The organism is Pseudomonas aestuarii, assembly GCF_027988105.1.
Lineage (GTDB): Bacteria > Pseudomonadota > Gammaproteobacteria > Pseudomonadales > Pseudomonadaceae > Aquipseudomonas > Aquipseudomonas aestuarii.
Genome location: NZ_JAQJZJ010000009.1, coordinates 110,969 through 131,625, shown reverse-complemented (window position 1 = coordinate 131,625; position 20,657 = coordinate 110,969). Strand labels below are relative to the sequence as shown.

At 62.7% G+C, this 20,657-nt stretch carries 22 protein-coding genes; 8 read left to right on the top strand and 14 right to left on the bottom strand.

From position 1 onward, the window contains the following. The first annotated feature begins 77 nt into the window (after positions 1-77). A complete protein-coding gene (locus PH586_RS18385) occupies positions 78-1,289 on the top strand; it encodes an O-succinylhomoserine sulfhydrylase (protein WP_271349228.1) in 1,212 nt (403 codons plus the stop codon). Between the two features lie 126 nt (positions 1,290-1,415). Here PH586_RS18385 and PH586_RS18380 read toward each other — a convergent pair whose 3' ends face one another. The 6 genes from PH586_RS18380 to PH586_RS18355 all read right to left on the bottom strand — a co-directional run bounded on the left by PH586_RS18380 (position 1,416) and on the right by PH586_RS18355 (position 6,729). Then, positions 1,416-2,069 carry an HAD family hydrolase gene (locus PH586_RS18380; RefSeq protein ID WP_271349227.1) on the bottom strand — a complete coding sequence of 218 codons (654 nt, stop codon included), beginning with the start codon at positions 2,067-2,069 and terminating at the stop codon, positions 1,416-1,418. Further along, positions 2,069-3,058 carry an ABC transporter ATP-binding protein gene (locus PH586_RS18375; protein WP_271349225.1) on the bottom strand — a complete coding sequence of 330 codons (990 nt, stop codon included), beginning with the start codon at positions 3,056-3,058 and terminating at the stop codon, positions 2,069-2,071. The genes PH586_RS18380 and PH586_RS18375 overlap by 1 nt, the downstream gene beginning before the upstream one ends. Continuing rightward, positions 3,055-3,852, bottom strand: coding sequence for an ABC transporter permease (locus tag PH586_RS18370; RefSeq protein ID WP_271349223.1), 798 nt, complete (start codon positions 3,850-3,852; stop codon positions 3,055-3,057). Before PH586_RS18370 ends, PH586_RS18375 begins: the two co-directional genes overlap by 4 nt. Beyond that, positions 3,839-4,753 (bottom strand): ABC transporter permease, encoded by a 915-nt coding sequence (locus PH586_RS18365; protein WP_271349222.1) that lies wholly within the window; start codon positions 4,751-4,753, stop codon positions 3,839-3,841. Before PH586_RS18365 ends, PH586_RS18370 begins: the two co-directional genes overlap by 14 nt. Continuing rightward, positions 4,750-5,556 (bottom strand): alkaline phosphatase family protein, encoded by an 807-nt coding sequence (locus tag PH586_RS18360; RefSeq protein WP_271349221.1) that lies wholly within the window; start codon positions 5,554-5,556, stop codon positions 4,750-4,752. Before PH586_RS18360 ends, PH586_RS18365 begins: the two co-directional genes overlap by 4 nt. 114 nt (positions 5,557-5,670) lie before the next feature. Continuing rightward, positions 5,671-6,729, bottom strand: a complete 1,059-nt coding sequence (locus PH586_RS18355; protein ID WP_271349220.1) for an ABC transporter substrate-binding protein — start codon at positions 6,727-6,729, stop codon at positions 5,671-5,673. Positions 6,730-7,054: 325 nt separating this feature from the next. On the opposite strand from PH586_RS18355, the gene PH586_RS18350 reads away from it, so the two are divergent. Next, positions 7,055-7,771, top strand: coding sequence for a UTRA domain-containing protein (locus PH586_RS18350; protein WP_271349219.1), 717 nt, complete (start codon positions 7,055-7,057; stop codon positions 7,769-7,771). A 1-nt stretch (position 7,772) separates the two neighbouring features. Here PH586_RS18350 and PH586_RS18345 read toward each other — a convergent pair whose 3' ends face one another. From PH586_RS18345 to PH586_RS18330, 4 genes are all read right to left on the bottom strand, one after another. Continuing rightward, positions 7,773-8,171, bottom strand: a complete 399-nt coding sequence (locus tag PH586_RS18345; protein WP_271349217.1) for a GFA family protein — start codon at positions 8,169-8,171, stop codon at positions 7,773-7,775. Next, on the bottom strand, positions 8,171-9,460 hold the full coding sequence (locus PH586_RS18340) for a M18 family aminopeptidase (protein ID WP_271349215.1): 1,290 nt from the start codon (positions 9,458-9,460) through the stop codon (positions 8,171-8,173). Before PH586_RS18340 ends, PH586_RS18345 begins: the two co-directional genes overlap by 1 nt. Before the next feature lie 72 nt (positions 9,461-9,532). Further along, positions 9,533-10,243, bottom strand: a complete 711-nt coding sequence (locus PH586_RS18335) for a 4'-phosphopantetheinyl transferase family protein (protein WP_271349370.1) — start codon at positions 10,241-10,243, stop codon at positions 9,533-9,535. 243 nt (positions 10,244-10,486) lie between these two features. Beyond that, positions 10,487-10,696, bottom strand: a complete 210-nt coding sequence (locus tag PH586_RS18330; RefSeq protein WP_271349213.1) for a DUF6316 family protein — start codon at positions 10,694-10,696, stop codon at positions 10,487-10,489. A gap of 266 nt (positions 10,697-10,962) precedes the next feature. On the opposite strand from PH586_RS18330, the gene PH586_RS18325 reads away from it, so the two are divergent. Then, positions 10,963-11,925 (top strand): DMT family transporter, encoded by a 963-nt coding sequence (locus PH586_RS18325; RefSeq protein WP_271349369.1) that lies wholly within the window; start codon positions 10,963-10,965, stop codon positions 11,923-11,925. A gap of 42 nt (positions 11,926-11,967) precedes the next feature. Here PH586_RS18325 and PH586_RS18320 read toward each other — a convergent pair whose 3' ends face one another. From PH586_RS18320 to PH586_RS18310, 3 genes are all read right to left on the bottom strand, one after another. Beyond that, entirely contained in the window at positions 11,968-12,588 is a 621-nt protein-coding gene (locus tag PH586_RS18320; RefSeq protein ID WP_271349211.1) for an NAD(P)H-dependent oxidoreductase, read from the bottom strand. After that, the gene (locus tag PH586_RS18315) at positions 12,581-13,975 is read right to left on the bottom strand and encodes a class II fumarate hydratase (protein ID WP_271349210.1); all 1,395 of its coding nucleotides are present in this window, start codon (positions 13,973-13,975) and stop codon (positions 12,581-12,583) included. Before PH586_RS18315 ends, PH586_RS18320 begins: the two co-directional genes overlap by 8 nt. Positions 13,976-14,076: 101 nt before the next feature. Beyond that, on the bottom strand, positions 14,077-15,087 hold the full coding sequence (locus PH586_RS18310) for a DUF2804 domain-containing protein (RefSeq protein ID WP_271349209.1): 1,011 nt from the start codon (positions 15,085-15,087) through the stop codon (positions 14,077-14,079). 248 nt (positions 15,088-15,335) lie between these two features. Between PH586_RS18310 and PH586_RS18305 the strand changes: the two genes are divergently transcribed. The 5 genes from PH586_RS18305 (at position 15,336) to PH586_RS18285 (ending at position 19,651) form a co-directional block, all read left to right on the top strand. Continuing rightward, entirely contained in the window at positions 15,336-15,836 is a 501-nt protein-coding gene (locus PH586_RS18305; RefSeq protein ID WP_271349206.1) for a DUF2059 domain-containing protein, read from the top strand. A gap of 13 nt (positions 15,837-15,849) precedes the next feature. After that, on the top strand, positions 15,850-16,158 hold the full coding sequence (locus tag PH586_RS18300) for a BolA family protein (protein ID WP_271349205.1): 309 nt from the start codon (positions 15,850-15,852) through the stop codon (positions 16,156-16,158). A 147-nt stretch (positions 16,159-16,305) separates the two neighbouring features. Further along, positions 16,306-17,244: an oxygen-dependent tRNA uridine(34) hydroxylase TrhO gene (trhO, locus tag PH586_RS18295; RefSeq protein WP_271349203.1), complete on the top strand. Its 939-nt coding sequence runs from the start codon at positions 16,306-16,308 to the stop codon at positions 17,242-17,244. A gap of 3 nt (positions 17,245-17,247) precedes the next feature. Further along, a complete protein-coding gene (locus tag PH586_RS18290) occupies positions 17,248-17,880 on the top strand; it encodes a DsbA family protein (protein ID WP_271349201.1) in 633 nt (210 codons plus the stop codon). Next, complete coding sequence (locus PH586_RS18285; protein WP_271349199.1) at positions 17,873-19,651, top strand: ABC transporter ATP-binding protein; 1,779 nt, start codon at positions 17,873-17,875, stop codon at positions 19,649-19,651. Before PH586_RS18290 ends, PH586_RS18285 begins: the two co-directional genes overlap by 8 nt. 84 nt (positions 19,652-19,735) lie before the next feature. Here the strand turns inward: PH586_RS18285 and PH586_RS18280 are convergent, their stop codons facing one another. Then, a complete protein-coding gene (locus tag PH586_RS18280) occupies positions 19,736-20,320 on the bottom strand; it encodes a hypothetical protein (protein ID WP_271349198.1) in 585 nt (194 codons plus the stop codon). Positions 20,321-20,657 lie beyond the last annotated feature (337 nt).

Genomic DNA, 20,657 nt, shown 5'->3' with positions numbered 1-20,657 from the left:
TAAGTCACAGGCTGCAAGAGTCTGGCCCGGCTCTAATCCGGGCCACGGTTGGGTGCTGAAGGCGGAGAACAAAGGCCATGACGATTGAATGGGATGCGGGTCGCCTGGATAGCGATCTCGATGGGGTAGGTTTCGACACCCTGGCGGTACGCGCCGGCCAGCATCGCTCGCCTGAGGGTGAGCACAGCGAGGCGATTTACCCGACGTCCAGCTATGTGTTCCGCACCGCTGCCGATGCTGCCGCCCGCTTTGCCGGTGAAGTACCGGGCAACGTCTACTCGCGTTACACCAACCCCACGGTGCGTGCCTTCGAGGAGCGCATCGCCGCGCTGGAAGGTGCCGAGCAAGCCGTGGCGACCTCGTCCGGCATGTCGGCGATCCTGGCCATGGTCATGAGCCTGTGCAGCAGCGGCGATCATGTCCTGGTATCACGCAGTGTGTTCGGTTCGACCATCAGCCTGTTCGAGAAATACCTCAAGCGTTTTGGGGTGCAAGTCGATTATGTGCCGCTGGCCGATCTGCACGCCTGGAGTGCTGCGTTCAAGCCCAACACCAAGCTGCTGTTCGTCGAGTCGCCATCCAATCCGCTGGCCGAACTGGTGGACATCGCCGCGCTGGCGGAAATAGCCCACACCAAGGGCGCGCTGCTGGCGGTGGATAACTGTTTTTGCACACCAGCGCTGCAGCAGCCGCTCAAGCTGGGGGCGGATATCGTCATGCATTCGGCGACCAAGTACATCGACGGTCAGGGTCGCAGCATGGGCGGCGTGGTCGCCGGCAAGGCGGAGCTGATGAAAGAAGTGGTCGGTTTTCTGCGTACTGCAGGGCCGACCCTCAGCCCGTTCAACGCCTGGATCTTCCTCAAGGGCCTGGAAACCCTGCGGGTGCGCATGCAGGCGCATTGCGCCAGTTCCCAGCTGTTGGCCGAGTGGCTGGAGCAGCAGCCGGGTATCGAGCATGTCTACTATTCGGGGCTGCCCAGCCACCCGCAGCATGAGTTGGCCAAGCGTCAGCAGAGTGGCTTCGGCGCGGTGGTCAGTTTCGAAGTCAAGGGCGGCAAGGACGCAGCCTGGCGCTTTATCGACGCGACCCGGGTGATTTCGATCACCACCAATCTGGGCGATACCAAAACCACCATCGCTCACCCCGCGACCACCTCCCACGGTCGATTGACACCGGCCGAGCGCGCCAGCGCCGGTATCCGCGACAATCTGATTCGTGTGGCTGTGGGCTTGGAGGACATCGTCGACCTCAAGGCCGATCTGGCGCGCGGATTGGCGGCGCTTTGACCGCCCGCTGCAAAAGCCGCTGTTAGCTCGTTGTTCAACCCAATGGCGCCTTCTGGCGCCATTGGTTTATCCGAGTTATCAGTTTGCTGTGCTGGGAACGGCTTTGTCGCCGGCCGCGGCAGGTCGTCAGCGCCAGCTTAGAATGGGCCAGCCGGCCTGTTCGGCATGCCGGCGCAGCACCGGGTCCGGATTGACCGTGTGCGGTTTGCTCACCAGTTGCAGCAGCGGCAGGTCATTGCGCGAGTCGGAGTAGAAGTAGGCGCCGTCCAGGCTTTCACCCTGTTCTTCGAGCCAGGCCCGCAGGCGCGTGACCTTGCCCTCGCGGTAGGTCAGTACGCCTTGGGTGTGGCCGCTGTAGGTGCCGTGTTGCTCTTCGAGGTCGATGGCCAGCACATCCTCGACCTTGAGGTGCGCGGCGATGGCGCTGACCAGAAAGTGTGCGGAAGCGGAGATGATCAGGATGCGGTCACCGGCGGCGCGGTGGTTGGCCAGGCAACGGGTGGCGTCGCTGAAGAGCAGCGGTTCGATCACATCCTCGACATAGGGTTCGACGACGAAGGCGACTTCTTCGGCGCTGCGTCCGACCAGCGGCGAGAGGCTGAAGGCCATGTAGTCTTCCATGGCCAGTTTGCCTTCGGCATAGAGCGCCATCAGTTGCTGGTCTTTTTGCAGAAAGCTCACGCCGTCGACCCAGCCGAGCTTGGCCATTTCCGCGCTCCACAGGCTGGCGCAGTCGCCGTGAATCAGGGTTTCGTCCAGATCGAAGATTGCCAGGGCCATTACGCCACCTCCCGGATCGCATCGGCGTCGATGCTCAGGGCGATACGCTGGCCGCTGCCATGCATGTCGGTCACGGTGCGATTGAGTACGTCGACCAGCAACTCGACGCCACGGGCTTCAATGCGGTAGCGGATGACGTTGCCGAGCAGGCTGTGGCTGCGAATTTTCCCTTCGATGCTGCCCTGGCTGTCGATCCGGATGGCCTCCGGACGAATGGCCACACGGCTGCCGATCGGCCGACCAAGCAGGCGGCTGGCGGCATCGGCGTCGAGCAGGTTGTAGTTGCCGATAAAACCGGCGGCGAAGGCATCGATTGGCGCGGTGTAGAGGGTCTCGGCATTGCCGCTCTGGACGATCCTGCCGGCGTTCATCAGAAAGATCCGGTCGGACATCACCAGGGCTTCTTCCTGGTCGTGGGTGACGAAAATGGTGGTCAGGCCGAGTTCCTGCTGGATGCTGCGGATCTGTTCGCGCAGGTGTTTGCGAATCCGTGCGTCCAGGGCTGACAAAGGTTCGTCGAGCAACAGCAGGCGCGGGCGGGTGACCAGGGAGCGGGCCAGGGCCACGCGCTGGCATTGGCCACCGGACAGCTGATGCGGGTAGCGCCCGGCGAAGTCGCCGAGTTCGACCATGGCCAGGGCTTCCTGAACGCGCTGGGTGCTTTCCTCCTTGGCGACCTTCTGCATGCGCAGGCCGAAGGCGACGTTCTGTTGCACGGTCATGTTGGGGAACAGCGCGTAGCTCTGGAATACCATGCCGATGCCGCGCTTCTGCGGCGCCTGGGGTACCAGGTCTTCGCCATCGAGGAGGATCTGCCCACCGCCCACTTCGGTCAGACCGGCGATGCAGCGCAACAGGGTGGACTTGCCACAACCCGAGGGGCCGAGCAGGGTGACGAACTCGCCCTTGCCGATTTCGCAGTTGATATCGCTGAAGATCGAGATGTCGCCAAAGCTTTTGTGCAGGCTCTGGATGCTCAGGTAGCTCATGACTTGTCCTTGTTCAGGCGATTGGCGGCCCAGGTGAAGACCAGTACGAAGAAGAAGTAGGAAATCACCAGGGCGCTGTTGAAGTGGCCGCTGCTGTTTTTCATGTTGTTGAGGTAGACCTGCAGGGTTTCGTAACGGGTGCCGACCAGCATATTGGCGAACACGAACTCGCCGAACAGAAAGCTGAACGAGAGGAACAGCGACACCATCAGGCCCTTGCGCAGGTTGGGCAGTACCACCAGAAATGCCGCCTTCCAGGTGCTGGCGCCGAGCAGGTGGGCGGCGTCCATCAGGTCCGGCAGGTTGATCGCCTGCAGGTTGTTGGTGATGGCGCGGTACATGAAGGGCAGGGCGATGGTGAAGTAGCAGCCGATCAGAATCCACGGCGTACCAGTCATTGCCAGCGGCCCCGAGCCGTACAACTGCAGCAGGCCCACCGAGGACACCACCGGCGGCACGGCGAAGGGCAGCAGGATCAGGATATTCATCAGCCCGTCGAGCCTGGGGAAGTGGTAATGCACCACGAACAGCAACGGCAGGATCAACAGCACCGACAGCGCCAGGGCGCCGAAGCACACCAGCAGCGACCGCCCGAAGGCATTGAGAAAACGCTCATCGCTCCACAGCGCCAGGTACCACTTGAGGGTCAGGCCGTCCGGCAGGATGGTCGCCGACCAGCTGGTGGACAACGAATAGAGCAGGGTACCGGCCAGCGGCAGCAGCAGGATCAGGAATAGCAGCCAGACCACGACGCGGTGGTAGAGCGCCGCTGGAGCAGGGTTAGCGCGAGACATGCTTGCTCCTCTTCAGCAACAGTTGATGGGCCACGGTGATCACCGCCATCAGGCCGACCAGAATCATCGCCAGGGCGCTGGCCAGGTTCGGGTCGAGGGAAATGTCGCCAGAAACGAGGCCGGCGATGCGGATCGGCATCACGTTGAAGTTGCCGGTGGTCAGGTAGTACACGGTGGCGTAGGCGCCCAGGGCGTTGGCCAGGAGGATGACGAAGGTGCCGAGCAGCGCCGGGGTCAGCACCGGCAGGCCGATATGTCGCCAGAAGTCCCAGGTGTTGGCGCCAAGCAGTGCGGCGGATTCGCGCCAGTCCTCACGCAGGGCGTCGAAGGCCGGGTAGAGCAGCAGCACGCCGAGGGGAATCTGGAAGTAGGTATAGAGCACGATCAAGCCGTTCTTCGAGTAGAGGTTGAAGCTCTCGATCAGGCCGATTTTGATCAGCAGCAGGGTCAGCGCGCCGTTGAAACCGAGCAGGATGATGAAGGCGAAGGCCAGCGGCACGCCGGCGAAGTTGCTGGTCATGTTGGAGAAGGCCATGACGAAGTCGCGCAGCTTGGAGTCCACCTGACGCAGCGAATAGCTGCCCAGGATCGCAATGCTCATACCGAACAGGCTCGACCAGAAGGAAATCTGCAGGCTGTGTTTGATCGCCTGCAGGTAGAACCTGGAGCCGAATATTTTGGCGAAATTGGCCAGGCCCCAGCCTTCGGCGCTGTTCAGGCTGTTGGTCGCCACCCAGACCAGCGGCGCGATCTGGAACAGCAGAAAGAACACGGCGAAGGGCAGCAGGCACAGCGCGGCCAGCCATTTGCCCTTGAGCTGCGGCGCCAGGCGCGCCCGTGGCGTAGCGAGGGGGGGCGCATCGCCGGGTAATTTGGCGCTTTGTTCGAGTGGCGCGCTCATTTCAATAATTCCCGGCAGACGGGTTTGTCGTGGGCCGCGCCGAGCAGCTGGCAGATGGTGCCGCACAGCTCGGTCTGCTTGGGTTGGGCACCGCGATCCAGGCTGAAGGCCGAGCCCAGTACAAACAGCGGCACTTCGCGCTCCTCACGCAGCAGGCCGTTGTGCGAGCGATCGTTGTTCATGCCGTGGTCGGCGGTGACCAGCACCTGGTAGCCGGCCTCGAGCCAGCCTTGCAGGTAGTCGGCGAGCAGCACGTCGGCAGCGCGCGCGCTGTTGCGATATTGCGCGCTGTCGAGACCGTGCTTGTGACCGGCGTCGTCGATGTTCATCGGGTGTACCAGGAGGAAATTCGGGCTGTGGCGCCGGCGCAGGCTTTCCGCGTCGGCGAACAGATGGGAATCGGGGTAGTGATCGGCATAGTAGAAGTGCCCATGCTGGATCGGCAGTTCGGGGTCATCGCTATGGCGGTCGCGGGCGGCCTCGAAGGGCGCGCGGTTATACAGCTCGCTGACCCAGTGATAGGCCGCGGCGGCAGTGCAGAGGCCGGCGTCACGCGCGTAATGAAAGATGCTGCGCTGGTTGGACAGGCGCACCACCTGGTTATGCACCACGCCGCTGTCGATCGGTGGAACGCCGGTGAGGATGCATTCGTACAGCGGGCGGGACAGCGACGGCAGCTCGCAGTCGAGCTTGTACAAGGCTGCACGCTTGGCGCCGCAATAGGCCTGCAGATGCCCCAGCGCATGCCGGGCCACCTCGTAGTTCAGGCCATCCAGTACCACCAGGATGACGTTGTGCTTCATAGGAGGGGTCTCTGTCGCCGGTATTGGGCAGACGCGTAGGATGGGGTGAGCTGGCGATACCCATCGAGGCGCTCCAGCATGGGTATCGCTGCGCTCAATCCATCCTGCGGCCGCTTATTCCATATTGATGATGACGTTTTCCTGCCATTGTTGCGGCAGGGCCTTGGAGGTGGCCTCCCAGGCGGCGGCATCCTTGATCGGCTGCACCTTGGCGTATTGCGCGTTAGGCAGCAGCTTGGCCTGAACCTCGGCCGGCAGGGTCAGGTGCTCGGCGCGGATCGGCCGGGCGTTGCCTTTGGCCAGGTTGATCTGGCCGGCGTCGCTGAGGATGTACTCGCGCGCCAGCTTGGCGGCGTTGGGGTTCTTTGCGTACTTGTTGATGATGGTGCTGTAGCCGGAAATCACCGAACCGTCGGAAGGGATCAGTACTTCGAAGCGGCTCGGGTCGATCTGGTCGCGATAGGAGAGACCGTTGAAGTCCCAGACCACGCCGACTTCCACTTCCCCTTTCTCCAGGGTCTGGATGGTCGGGTTGGCCAGCGACAGACGGCCTTGTTCGGCGATTTCGGCGAAGAAGTCCAGGCCTGGCTGGATGTTCGTCTCGTCGCCGCCGTTGGCGATGGCCGCGGCCAGTACGCCGTTGACTGCCTGGGCGGCGGCGCTGACGTCACCGATAGCGACCTTGTACTTGCCCTGTTTCAGTTCGGCCCAGGAGTGCGGGATGTCCTTGACCAGTTGCTTGTTGACGATGAAGGCGATGGAGCCGGTATAGGCGAGCATCCAGTGGCCGTCAGCGTCCTTGGCCCAGCCCGGAATCTGTTCCCAGGTGCTCGGTTTGTAGGCTTGGGTAACACCCTGCTGTACCGCAATGGGGCCGAACGCTGCACCAACGTCGCCGATATCGGCACTGGCGTTGTCTTTCTCGGCGGAGAATTTGGCGATTTCCTGGGCCGAACTCATGTCGGTGTCCATGTGTTTGAGGCCATAGAGTTTCTCCAGGTCCACCCAGGTGTCCTTCCAGTTGGCCCAGCTGTCCGGCATGCCCACGCTGTTTACCGCGCCTTCTGCGCGTGCGGCTTGTTCCAGCGTTTGCAGATCCGTGTCGGCAGCCATGGCCGAGGTCGCCAGGGCGATGGCTGTGCCCATCAATGAAGCCAGCAGCAGTTGTTTCATTGGAAACTCCTTTGCGGTGAGAGTGTTGGTCTAGATCAGCAAGACCCACGCCAATTTAGGCTCGGCAAGTGACAGTTTTATGATTGCCGGTTCCTCGTGGATGTCCAAGCGCTTGGCGAATCCGCGCAGAACAAGCGTAGACCATAGATAAGTGGCTGATTCTGTGGTGCGCACGGTAATTTCTGCTGGCATGGGGCGTGCTTGCTAGTCTTCTGTCATCGGCTGGTCATCTGCAATGCCTAGCCTTGCAACCTAGTCAGTGCGGTTTAATCCGCTGGTTCATGCCCTGTAAGGAGGCTGGACTAGTCCAAAAGGGGAGATCTTGATGCGCGATACAGCGCCGCGTGCCGTCACCACCATCTGCCGGGCCTTGCAAGAACAGATCGAGCATGGCCTGTTGGCGTCCGGCAGCCAGTTGCCGGCCGAGCGCAAACTCAGTGAAGTCTTCGATACCACTCGCATTACCCTGCGTGAGGCGCTCGGTCAGCTGGAGGCGCAGGGCCTGATCTATCGTGAGGAGCGCCGCGGCTGGTTCGTCTCGCCACCGCGGCTGGCCTACAACCCGCTGGTGCGCTCGCATTTTCATGCGATGGTCGCCGGGCAGGGGCGAGTGCCCGCCACCGAGGTACTCTCGGCGCGACTGCTCCCAGCTCCGGTGGAAATCTGCGAGCTGCTGGAATTGCCGGCGTTGTCCAGCGTGATCCAGATTCGCCGGGCACGGCGCATCGACGGTCGCCTGGTGCTGTATGTCGAGCACTACCTCAATCCGAGCTATTTCCCCGGCGTGCTCGACTTCGATCTGACCCTGTCGCTGACTGAACTGTATGCCAGCGAATACGCCATTCATTACGGTCGGGTGCGTTTCGATATTGTGCCTACCGCTCTGCACAACGAAGCTGCTGCGGCGTTGAAAGTGGCGGTGGGCAGCCCGGCGTTGCGCATCGTCCGGGTCAACCGCGACCAGCACGGCCGTATCATCGATTGCGACCTGGAGTTCTGGCGCCACGATGCGCTGCATGTCAGCGTCGAGGTGCCGGAGTGATTCAGCGCCCCGGTGGCCACTCGGCATAGGTCGGCAGTTGGTCGCCGCTCAGCCAGGGGCGCTCATGGCTGGTCCAGATGTGCTGGGCCGGACGTACCCCGGGGTCCTGGTCGAGGGTGGCCACACGGACGATGAGATGGGCCTGGCCGCTGCGTTCGGCGATCAAGTGCGAACCGCAGATCGAGCAGAAATGGCGCAGTTTGCCGGGCGATGATTGGTAGCTGGACAGTTTTTCCTCGCCACGCAACCAGCGGAAATCTTCGCGCAGAACCCCGGCGGTGCTGGCGAAGGCCGCTGCATGGGCTTTCTGGCAGGTCAGGCAGTGGCAATGCCCGATCGGCTTGTCCAATCGCTCGATGGCATAGGCCACCGCCCCGCACAGGCAGCTGCCGCCGATCATCAGGGCAGCTCGCTGCTGGCGTAGAACGCGGTCAACACCTTGACCAGGTGCGCCAGGTCATGGCTGCCGGCCAGTTCGCGGATCGAGTGCATGGCGAAGGTCGGCAGGCCGATGTCGACGGTGCGTACGCCGAGTTGGCTGGCGGTGATCGGGCCGATGGTCGAGCCGCAACCCATGTCGCTACGGGTCACGAAGCTTTGCACCGGCACTTCGTTTTCCAGGCACAGGTGGCGGAAGAAACCGGCGGTTTCGCTGCTGGTGGCGTAGCGCTGGTTGCTGTTGATCTTGATCACCGGGCCGGCATTGAGCTTGGGGCCGTGGTTGTCATCGTGCTTGTCCGGGTAGTTGGGGTGCACCGCATGGGCGTTGTCGGCGGAGACCAGCAGCGAGCGCTGGATGCTCCGCACGAAACCGTCGCCCTCCGGCAGCACGCGGCGCAGCACCTGCTCGAGCATCGGCCCGTCGGCCCCGCAGGCCGAACTCGAACCGACCTCTTCATGGTCGGTACACACCAGCACGCAGGTTTCCTCATCGGGGGCGGCGAGCAGGGCTTGCAGGCCAGCGTAGCAGGACAGCAGGTTGTCCAGCCGCGCACCGGCGATGAAGTCACCATTCAGGCCGATCACCGCAGCGGCCTGGGTGTCATAGAAACTCAGCTCGAAGTCGAGTACCGCATCGGCACTGAAATCGTGCTGGCGCGCCAGTTGCTCGGTGAGCAGGGCGCGGAAGTCCGCCGCATCGCTGCCAGCCAGTTGAGCCAGGATCGGTGGCAGTTCGTTCTGCGCATTGATCGCCCAGCCCTGGTTGGCCTCGCGGTTGAGGTGGATGGCCAGGTTGGGAATGACGGCGATTGGACACTGGAAATCGATCAGCTGGCTTTCCACCTTGGCGTCACGACGGTAGGTCACCCGTCCGGCGAGGGACAGGTCGCGGTCGAACCAGGGGCTGAGCAGGGCGCCGCCATAGACTTCCACGCCGAGCTGGAAGAAGCCCTGGCGCTGCAGTTCCGGCTGCGGCTTGACCCGCAGGCAGGGGCTGTCGGTGTGGGCGCCAACCAGGCGAATACCGCCTTCAAGCGGTGAGCGCTGGCCCAGCTTGAAGGCGATGATCGAGGAGTCGTTGCGGGTGACGTAATAACGGCCGCCGGCTTCGGTATGCCAGGGCGCACGTTCGTCGAGGTGCAGGTAGCCGGCGAGATCCAGGCGCTGGGCCAGGCTCGCAGTGGCATGAAAGGGGGTGGGCGAGGCCTTGAGAAAGTCGATCAGGCCTTGGTTGAGTTCTTCGCGCATGGGGCACTCCTGGCGGCAATGGCCGGAGTTTATCGGATTTGCCCGGTGGATTGGGCCGCGCTCTGCAAGGGATCAGGCCGGGATGGCAATCAGGCTGAGCAGAAAACCGTCGAACTCGACGAACTGGCCATCCAGTTCGCTGCCGACCGGCCAGTCGCTGCCCAGCTTGATCAGTAGGCGCAATCGCGCGCTGCCGTCGGCGTGGCAACTCAGCAGCTCGGCGTCCTGAAAGTAGAAACGCTGCAAGACCAAGGGGTAGAGCGCCTTGAACAGGCTTTCCTTGAGCGAGAAGGTCAGGCTGACGCGCGTTGCGCGCTGTTCGGGCGCCAGGTCCAGCAGTCGCTGCAATTCGGCAGGGGTGAGGATCTGCGCCGCCAGGCGTTCGGCGCGCGCCGGCGCCAGTCTGCGCTCGACATCGAGGCCCAGGCCGCGCCAGGTGCTGGCGTGCCCAGCGAGGGCGCCGGCCCAGTTGCTGCCGTGGGTGATCGAGCCGCTAACCTCGGTGGGCCACTGCGGGGCGCGGTCGGTGCCGACGGCCGGCACCGAGGCTGTGCCGGTCACGCGGCGCAGGGCTTCGCGTGCGCACAGGCGGCCGGCGAGGTATTCGGTCTGGCGTTTGGCCACGCCGCTCACGGCCGCGATGCCGCTGCGCTCAAAATCCACGGCACTGAGCCGCGCGGGGTCGAAGCGCGTACTGATCAGCTGTACGCCGGGCAGCGCCAGGGGCAGAGGCCAGTGATCGCTCAGCGTGGTACAGCAGGGAGGCAGGTAGAGGTCGCTCATGCCGGCATTCTGCCGGTTGCCGTGGCGGCCTGCCAGCCGCATGCGGGTTACATTTCTTTGCACAGCAACAACAAAGCTAAACCCATGGGGGTGGGGATTTTTGTCAGACTAGCGGCTGCGTTGCTTCGGGAACGCAGGTGAGGTAGTTGTTGCGCGCGGTGTGAGCCGGGTGCGATTTTTCTCTGAGAATGAGTACGGGAGGCCGTTTGGGCTCCCGTTTTTTTTTGGGCTGCGTCAGCTGGGTCAGACTGCTCGATTCTCGATGCTACCGCTGGCCTGCATCATGCGGCGAATATAGGAGTCGATTTCCCGCTCTGCGTCGATGCGCGTGTAGTAGGGGCCTTCTAGCGTGCCTTCGCGGGTGGCAAAGAAATACTGGCCGTTGACTGCGCTGACTCGCTCGCTGCGGTAGTGCGTGCCGGGGCCGGGGTCGATGGTGCGTTGACCGTACATGGCAAGAGCCTCATGCAATAAGCCGAATAATTGCAGTCTAATCCGCACCGATGGACTCGTTTGAGTTGACGACCAATGGTTGGTTTTTGACTCTTTTTGCGTGGATTTTCGTTTATTTTTTGTTTTTTGACGTCAACTGTGTGGCTCTGCGCCTCTCGTCAGCGATACAGTTTTCGCATGCAACCCCGCTCAACTGTGACTGTGTCGGTTGGCCATGGCGACATAAAATAGCGCTTTGCGCCGTTAGCTTTGCGCTTGAGGCAGTCATGCATATCTCTTCCGGCCGTTGGCTCTACGGCCTGTTTCTGGCACTGATCACCGCTCTGCTCTGGGGCGTGTTGCCGATCAAACTCAAAGAAGTGCTGCAGGTGATGGATCCGGTCACGGTCACCTGGTATCGACTGCTGGTGTCCGGGTCAATTCTGCTGGCTTATCTGGCCGCGTCTCAAGGGTTGCCACGTTTCCGTCCCCTGGGGCGCAAGGGCGGTTGGCTGCTCGCCTTGGCGATTGCCGGGTTAAGTGCCAACTATGTGCTCTACCTGACGGGGCTGAACCTGCTCAGCCCCGGCACCACGCAATTGGTGATCCAGGTCGCGCCGATCTTGCTGCTGATCAGCAGTCTGTTCGTCTTTCGTGAGCGTTTCAGTTTCGCCCAGGGCATTGGCCTGGCCGTGCTGCTGTGCGGTTTTGCGCTGTTTTTCAATCAGCGCCTGAGCGAATTGCTGACGTCGTTGACCGATTACACCGCCGGGGTTCTGATCGTGCTGCTGGCAGCGTTTGTCTGGGCGTTTTATGGCTTGGCGCAAAAGCAGTTGCTGACGGTGTGGAACTCGTTGCAGGTGATGATGGTGATCTACCTGGCCTGTGCGCTGCTGCTGACGCCTTGGGCGCAGCCGCGGCAGGTCTTCGAATTGAGTTCGTTGCAGGCATGGCTGCTGTTTGCCTGCTGCCTGAACACCCTGGTGGCTTATGGCGCGTTCGCCGAGGCGTTGGCGCACTGGGAGGCCTCACGGGTCAGCGCGACGCTGGCGATCACGCCGCTGGTGACGTTCGGTTCGGTAGCGCTGGCAGCGACCTGGTGGCCGGAGCATGTCCGGCCCGAGCAGATCAATTGGATTGCCTACGGCGGCGCAGCTTTGGTAGTCCTGGGCTCGGCCCTGACGGCCCTGGGCCCATCGCTGATGACCAGCTTGCGTGCCCGACGCGCCCGTTTGGCGGCGCAGGTATAGGCTGAAGCGCAGGCTGCCCCTGCGCTCATCCAGACTGTTATGTCAGGCGCGGCTGCCAAGTTTTTCGGCGTGGCGTAGCCAGCTCTGCCGTTGTTCCTCGGACGAAGGCCGCACCGGGGCGAACTCGTTCAGACGACGGGTTTTGATGCCGCTGAAACCGAGGATGGTGCGCGTCATCTGCCGGTGCGCCGGTGCGCCATAGATCCAGCGGAAGTACCAGGGTGGCGTGTCCAGGGTCACCAGCAAATCGGCGGTGCGGCCGCTCAGCAGTTTGTCCCACAGCTGCGAGCGGCCGCGGTACTTGAAGGCGAACCCGGGCAGAAATACCCGGTCGAAGAAGCCCTTGAGCAGTGCCGGCAAGCCGCCCCACCAGACCGGGTAGACGAACACCAGGTGCTCGGCCCAGTGGATCTGCCGTTGTGCTTCGAGCAGGTCCGGCTCCAGCGGCTGGCTCTGGTCATAACCGTCGCGCAGCACCGGGTCGAAACTCAGTTCGCCGAGTTTCAACTGCCGCACTACATGCCCTTCGTTACGCGCACCCTGGGCATAGGCTTCGCCGAGGGCCTGGCAGAGGCTGCTGGTTTTCGGCGTGCCGAGGATCATCAGGATGCGTTTGCCGTCGCCTTCGATTGGGGTGGCGCCGCTTTTGCCTGTTTCAGTCATGCTTGCCAGCCTCCAGCATGGTGTCCGGGCGGACCCAGGCGTCGAATTGTGCTTCTGTCAGATAACCCAGTTGCAGCGCGGCTTCGCGCAGGGTGCTGCCGTCCTGATAGGCTTTCTTGGCGATTTCCGCCGCCTTGTCATAGCCAATATGCGGGTTCAGGGCCGTCACCAGCATCAGGCCGCGCTCCAGGTGCGCCGCCATCTGCACTGCATCCGGTTGCAGACCGGCGATGCAGTGCTGCTGGAAGTTGCGACAGCCATCGGCGAGCAAGCGAACCGACTGCAGCAGGTTGTGGATGATTACCGGTTTGAACACGTTCAACTGCAGGTGCCCTTGGCTCGCGGCAAAACCGATGGTGACATCGTTGCCCAGGACCTGGCACGCCAGCATCGACAGCGCTTCGCATTGGGTCGGGTTGACCTTGCCCGGCATGATCGAACTGCCAGGTTCGTTGGCCGGCAGCTTGACCTCGGCAAACCCGGCGCGTGGGCCTGAGCCGAGCAGGCGCAAATCATTGGCGATTTTCATCAGGGCCACGGCGAGGGTTTTCAGCGCGCCGGAAAGACTGGTCAGGGGTTCGTGACCGGCCAGGGCGGCGAACTTGTTGGGCGCGCTGACCAGTGGCAAGCCGCTCAAGGCAGCGAGTTCGGCGGCAATGGCGTCGGCAAAGCCCAAGGGCGAGTTGAGCCCGGTGCCGACGGCGGTACCGCCTTGAGCCAGTTCGCAAACGGCTGGCAAGGTTGCCCGGATCGCCCGCTCGGCATAGTCGAGCTGGGCGACGAAGGCCGACAGCTCCTGGCCGAAGGTGATCGGCGTGGCATCCATCAGGTGGGTGCGTCCGGTCTTCACCAGTTGGCTGTGGCGGGCGGATTGCTCGGCCAGCCCAGCGGACAGTTCGGCCAGGGCCGGCAGCAAGTCATGCAGCACGGCGCCGGCCGCGGCGATGTGCATGGCCGTGGGGAAGCAGTCGTTGGAGCTCTGTGCGCGGTTGACGTGATCGTTGGGGTGCACCGGACTCTTGCCGCCGCGCGTACCACCGGCCAGTTCGTTGGCGCGGCCGGCGATCACCTCGTTGACGTTCATGTTGCTCTGGGTGCCGCTACCGGTTTGCCAGACCACCAGCGGGAATTGCTCATCATGCTGTCCGGCGATCACCTCGTCGGCGGCTTGTTCGATCAGCCGGGCGATGTCCGGCGGCAGGTCGCCGATGCGGTCATTGACCCGTGCCGCGGCTTTTTTGATCAAGGCCAGGGCATGCAGCACGGCCAGCGGCATGCGTTGATCGCCGATGGCGAAATTGATCAGAGAGCGCTGGGTCTGCGCACCCCAGTAGGCTGCTTCAGGCACTTCGATGGGGCCGAGGCTGTCGGTTTCGGTGCGGTTCATGGAACTCTCCGGAAGGCGATTCAGCAAGTTTAGGCCGTTGCAACCGCTAACAGGTTCCCTAACGGACTGTCGGGCTGGCGTATGCGCTGATCACTCCAGCTTTACCAGCGCGCATGGGTCGCGCCCAGCCAGCCCAGCGCCCTGTCCACCGGTACGCATATACCGTTGGGGCCACGCAGTATGCCGTCAAAGTGGCCAAACCACTGCCGGGTGTCGGCGTAGCAGGGGCCGAAGCGCGGGTAGGCTTGATGCAGCTGCTGTGGAGTGAAGGTCAGCTCGACCCGCTCGTCGAGGCTGTTCAGGCGCCAGGAGGCCATGGGTGCCTGATTTTGTTGCTCGATCAGTACCGGCGTATCCAGGTGCAGCAGTTCGCCACCAAACCACAAGGCGTTTTCCGATAGTCCGCTGTGATCGGTCCAGCCCGCGCCGAAATTGCCGGCAATGCCGCCCGGCGCGGCAAAGGCAGCGCGCGTCCAATGGCTGCGCCATGGCCAGACGCCGCGGCCAAAGTCCATGGCGGCAAAACTTTGTCCGGCTACGCAGCTGTAGTGGCGGTTGCCGAGCTGCACGCTGCCGCTGGCAGGCAGGCCCATTTGTCGGCAGGTGGCATGAAAGTGCCGGTGGCCGAGCGGGGCGATCAGGTTGACCGAGTCGAGGTGGGCAGGGCGCTGGATATCCAGGTCAACCTGCAGCGGTTGCCCGCCGATGTCGGGCGCCGCGACGGTCAGGCGCAGGCGCCCCGGTTGTTCGATGACGCGCAGTTGCAGGCGCGGGTGGCAGAATTCATGGCTTTGCTCAGGCTGATCCGGCAGCCCGCAATCTCGTGCAAGCACGCGTAGTTGGCTATGCGCGACCGCCTGGCCGCTGTTAAGGTCGAGAAAATAGGCAGCGCCGTAGCCGATGTAGTCGAGGTCAGCCTGAGTCAGCGAGAGCATCCAGTACGGTGTGGTGATACACCAGTGGTTCCAGCGCTTGCGGCGGCCCAGGTGTCCGGGCAGTGCGCAGTCAACCTGGGGGCGGGGAGACCAGCCGATGGCCTGTGGATTGAGTCGGCCTCGGGAATCGCACAGCGCTAGCGCGGTAGTGGCGTGGGGGTGGGCGAAGCTATTCATCATGCACGTCCATGTGTGTGCTGTTACAGGTGACGCAGTGAGATTGCCGTCATCGAAGAGCGTAGAGGCTTACTGAGATAAGTCGAGCTTGCCCGCACCCGCTGGGTTGGGCAAGTGCTGGCAGTTTGATCTGTCGGCCAGTAGGCGACAGATAAGAGGCGGGCAGGCTTGAGTGGCGGGCGGGCTTGGGCACAAAATGGCCGGTCTTGGGTCATAGATGACTCGACCCATCAAATCCGGAGCATACAATGTCGCGTTTATCTGCCCTCTGTGCCGTCGCCGTGTTGACCTGCGCCAGCGCCCAGGTGTTTGCCGATGCCAGCAGTCATGCCGCGGAGGCCGAGCGCTTCCTGCAATTGGCGCGCGCTGACAAGTTGGCCGTTCCGGTCTATGCCCAGGTACAGCAGATGTTCGCCCAGCGGTTTGCCGAAAGCGGCGCGGGCAAGGGCAAGCAGGCTCTGCTGGAATCCTACCAGGCCAAGGCCAATGTCGAGCTGGATCAGGCGGTTAGCTGGGACCAGCTCAAGCCGGAGATGGTCAAGCTCTACACCAGCAATTTCAACGAGCAGGAGCTGCAGGACTTGATTAGCTTCTACCAGTCGCCAGTGGGCCAGAAGGTCTTGCAGAAAATGCCGATGCTGACCGCACAAGCGGCGCAACTGACCCAGGGTAAACTGCAAGTCGCGGTACCGAAAGTGAATAAACTGCTGGCGGAAATGTCCGCCGAGCTGGAGCCGAAAAAGCCGTGAATGGAGTTTGAATATGTCGAAACTAGCTCAGCTGCAGGCTGCCTTGGCTGCACTTGACCCCCAGCACCTCGAGCTGCTGGACGAAAGCCACATGCACAGCCGAGGGCTGGAAACCCATTACAAGGCCGTGATCGTCAGCCCCGCATTTGCCGGCTTGAATGCGGTGAAACGCCACCAGAAAGTTTACGCCAGCCTGGGCGAGCTGATGAGCCAGGTGCATGCCCTGGCGTTGCATACCTATACCCCCGAGGAGTGGGCGCAACAAGGCGCCGCCCCGGATTCGCCGACCTGCAAAGGTGGCAGCAAGCACGATAGCCAGTAGCGCTGGTTGCTCATCGCTGAGTCAATCCGCCCCTACACGGCAAGCGCCAGGAAAAGTAAACTAGGCAGCGCGCCGGCTAACGCCGGCGTGTTCGTTTGTAGACCCAGTCCGCCCTTTACGTGGGCGACTACTGAAGGAAGAAGTTCGATGAGTGACAAGATAGTCGTGGCCGCGCTGTACAAGTTCGTCTCCCTGCCGGATTACCAGGCGTTGCGTGAGCCCCTCCTGGCCAGCATGCTGGCCAACGGCGTCAAGGGCACCTTGCTGCTCGCCGAAGAAGGCATCAATGGCACCGTCTCCGCCTCGCGTGCCGGTATCGATGGCCTGCTCGCCTGGTTTGCTCTGGACCCGCGCCTGGCGGATGTCGACCATAAGGAGTCGTACTGCGACGAACAGCCGTTCTACCGCACCAAGGTCAAGCTGAAGAAGGAGATCGTCACCCTGGGTGTACCCGGCGTCGACCCCAACCAGCAGGTCGGCACCTATGTCGAGGCCCACGACTGGAACGCGCTGATCAGCGATCCCGAAGTGCTGCTGATCGACACGCGCAACGACTATGAAGTGGCGATCGGCACCTTCGAGGGGGCGGTCGACCCCCAAACCAAGTCGTTTCGCGAGTTTCCCGACTACATCAAGGCGCACTTCGATCCGGCCAAGCACAAGAAAGTGGCGATGTTCTGCACCGGCGGCATTCGCTGCGAGAAAGCGTCCAGTTATATGCTCGGTGCCGGCTTTGCCGAGGTGTTCCATCTCAAGGGCGGGATCCTCAAGTACCTGGAGCAGGTGCCCCAGGAGCAGACCAAGTGGCGCGGTGACTGCTTCGTCTTCGACAATCGGGTCACCGTTCGTCATGACCTGAGCGAGGGCGAGTATGACCAGTGCCATGCCTGCCGCACGCCGATTTCCGTGCAAGAGCGCCAGTCCGAGTACTACACCGCGGGGGTCAGCTGTCCGCATTGCTGGGATTCGCTGCCCGAGAAGACCCGCGCCGGTGCCCGTGAGCGACAAAAGCAGATCGAACTGGCCAAGGCGCGTAACCAGCCCCATCCTCTGGGGTACAACCCACGCCAAGTCAACGAGGGCTAGACCATGCAGGCACGCTTGCTCTACGTGATGGACCCGATGTGTTCCTGGTGCTGGGGGTTTGCCCCGGTGCTCGCGTCGCTCGCTGAGCAGGCGGCCCTGGCCGGTGTGCCCTTGCAACTGGTACTCGGCGGCCTGCGGCGTGACGGTGTGGCCGTCGACGCGGTGGCGCGGGTGCGTTACCTGGGTTACTGGCAAGCGGTCAATGCCAGTACTGGCCAGTTGTTCAATTTCGTCGACGGCTTGCCCGAGGGCCTGGTCTACGATACGGAACCGGCCTGCCGGGCGCTGGTGACCGCGCGCAGCCTCGATGCGCAAAGCGTCTGGCCACTGGCTCAGTTGATCCAGCAAGCCTTCTACACCCGCGGTGTGGACGTCACCCGGGCCAGCGTATTGGTCGGCTTGGCCGAGCAAGCCGGGATTCCGCGTATCGAGTTCGCCGCCGCATTCGACAGTGCCGAACAGCGCGAAGCCACTATGGCCGACTTCAGCTGGGTGCAGGATTTGGGCATATCCGGCTTCCCCACCTTGCTGGCCGAATGCAACGGGCAACTGGCGCTACTGACCAATGGCTATCAGCCGCTCGAGGTGCTCGCGCCCTTGCTCGGTCGCTGGCTGGAGCGCGCGCTGCATGCCTGATCGGTTGAGTTGGGCGGAAATCCGCCGCCTGGCCCTGCATCACAAGAAAGCCCTGCTTCTGGCCAACCTGGTGGCGTTGTTCGCCACCCTGTGCAGCGTGCCTATCCCCCTGCTATTGCCATTGTTGGTCGACGAAGTCTTGCTCCACGATGGCGACAGCGCGCTCAAGGTGATGGACCGCTTTCTCCCGGCCGGCTGGGAAACCGCGGTCGGCTATATCGGCCTGATGCTGGTGCTGACCTTCCTGCTGCGCAGTTCGTCGCTGATCTTCAACGTGCTGCAGGCGCGCCTGTTCGCCGGTCTGTCGAAAGACATCATCTACCGCATTCGCATTCGTCTGATCGAGCGGCTCAAGCGCATTTCCCTCAGTGAATACGAAAGCCTTGGCGGCGGCACGGTGACCACGCACCTGGTCACCGACCTGGAGACCCTGGACAAGTTCGTCGGCGAAACCCTCAGCCGCTTTCTGGTCGCCGTGCTGACGCTGGCCGGCACCTCGGCGATTTTGTTGTGGATGCACTGGCAGCTGGCGCTGTTGATCCTGCTCTTCAACCCGCTGGTGATCTACGCCACGGTGTTGTTGGGCAAGAAGGTCAAGTACCTGAAAAGGCTGGAGAACGACAGCACCTCGCGGTTTACCCAGGCGCTCACCGAAACCCTCGAGGCGATCCAGGAGATCCGTGCCGGCAATCGCCAGGGTTACTTCCTCGGTCGGCTCGGTGGGCGGGCCCGGGAAGTACGCGACTACGCGGTGGCCTCGCAGTGGAAGACCGATGCCTCGAACCGCGCCAGCGGCTTGCTGTTCCAGTTCGGCATCGACGTGTTTCGCGCGGCCGCCATGCTCACCGTGCTGTTTTCCGACCTGTCGATTGGTCAGATGCTCGCGGTGTTCAGCTACCTGTGGTTCATGATCGGGCCGGTCGAGCAGTTGCTCAACCTGCAATATGCCTTCTACGCCGCCGGTGGGGCGCTGGCGCGGATCAACGAGTTGCTCGCGCGCCGTGACGAGCCGCAGTACCTGGGCACTGTCGATCCGTTCAAGGGACGTGACACCGTCGGCATCGAGGTGCGTGGGCTGACCTTCGCCTACAACGACGAACCGGTGCTGGAAAACCTCGACCTGAGTATTGCACCGGGTGAAAAGGTGGCCATCGTAGGCGCCAGTGGCGGCGGCAAGAGCACCCTGGTGCAGCTATTGCTCGGCCTCTATACGCCGCAGGCGGGGATTATTCGCTTCGGTGGCTGCAGTCAGCAGGAGATCGGCCTGGAAACCGTGCGCGATCAGGTCGCGGTGGTGTTGCAGCATCCGGCACTGTTCAACGACACGGTGCGCGCCAACCTGTGCATGGGCCGCGAGCGCAGCGATGAAGCCTGCTGGCGCGCCCTGGAGATCGCCCAGTTGGCCAGCACCATAAGCGCACTGGCACAAGGTCTGGACAGCATCGTCGGGCGTTCCGGCGTGCGCCTGTCCGGCGGCCAGCGCCAGCGCCTGGCCATCGCGCGCATGGTCCTGGCCGAGCCGAAAGTGGTGATTCTCGACGAGGCCACCTCGGCCCTCGATGCCGCCACCGAGTACGCCTTGCATCAGGCCCTGGGCCAGTTTCTCAACGGCCGCACCACCCTGATCATCGCCCATCGCCTGTCGGCGGTGAAACAGGCGGACCGGGTGCTGGTGTTCGATGGCGGCAGCGTCGCCGAGGACGGCGATCACCAGCAGCTGATCGCCGTGGGCGGGCTCTATGCCAAGCTCTATGGGAATCTGCAGCACTGAGAGCTTGTGAAAAACTCCCGCCTGCTGCGAACGCTTGGAGACGCTCTCGCGACGACGCTCGATATCTTCACAAACTCTGTGGGATCAGGGGGCCGCTGTCGCTGCTGGCGAGCCGCTCGAGTCGCTGGTCCATTGCTGCAGTTGTTGCACGCGCGCCTGGCTTTCACCCAGTTGCTTGTCCAGTGCCTCCTGGTAGTCACTGAGCCAGCTGCGTGAGCCGGCGATCATGCCGGCAAGGTCGCGCATGCCGTATTTCAAGGCGGCGAGGCTCTTCTGGAAGCTCTGCTCCTGGCCGATCAGGGTTTGTGCCACTTGCTGCAGCACGACCCGGTTGTCGCCGCTGCTCAGGGGCACTGCAGGCTTGTCGCTCTGCAGGGTACTCAGCTGATTGCCTTGCTGGCTCAATGTCTGTTCGAGCTCTGCGACCTGTGTCTGCAGTGCCACTGTCTGCTCTTGCAAGCCCTGCAGCTGGCTGCTGACGAGACTTGCGTCCTGCTCGCCGGACGGGCTGAGCAAGGCCGTGGTCAGCCAGCTGGCGAGCGTCATCACCAGCACCGCGGCAAGGATGATCAGCAGGATGCGGTCGAGTCGGCGGCCTTTCTCCAGCAGCTCGAGGCGTTGATCTGCGCTGATGGGTTCGCTGCTGCTTTCTGCTGGCTCATTGTTCATGGCTTTTCCGTCGCGAGGTTGTGCAGCTCGAAGTGGCAGGCTCTTGAGTGGCATTGTGCCATTATTCGGGTGTGGCTGACGCTGCGCTTTTTTAGCTGTAGCGAGCCCTGAATAGTCAGCCGTTGCAGGGTTGGGCCACGGTTCAGTGGCAAGCGTTCAATTATTTCTTCGCAGGGCATGTTCAGTTGCGCCTGACCGGGTTGGTTGCCAGTGTATGCCGCAGCAATCGGCAGAATCCGTGCTTGATTGGCAGTTAAATGCGCCGCTTTGTAAATAAATCGTTACGAGTTGGCCGGGTTTATACCGGGTACTGGACGCTTTGGCTGGCGATTACCAG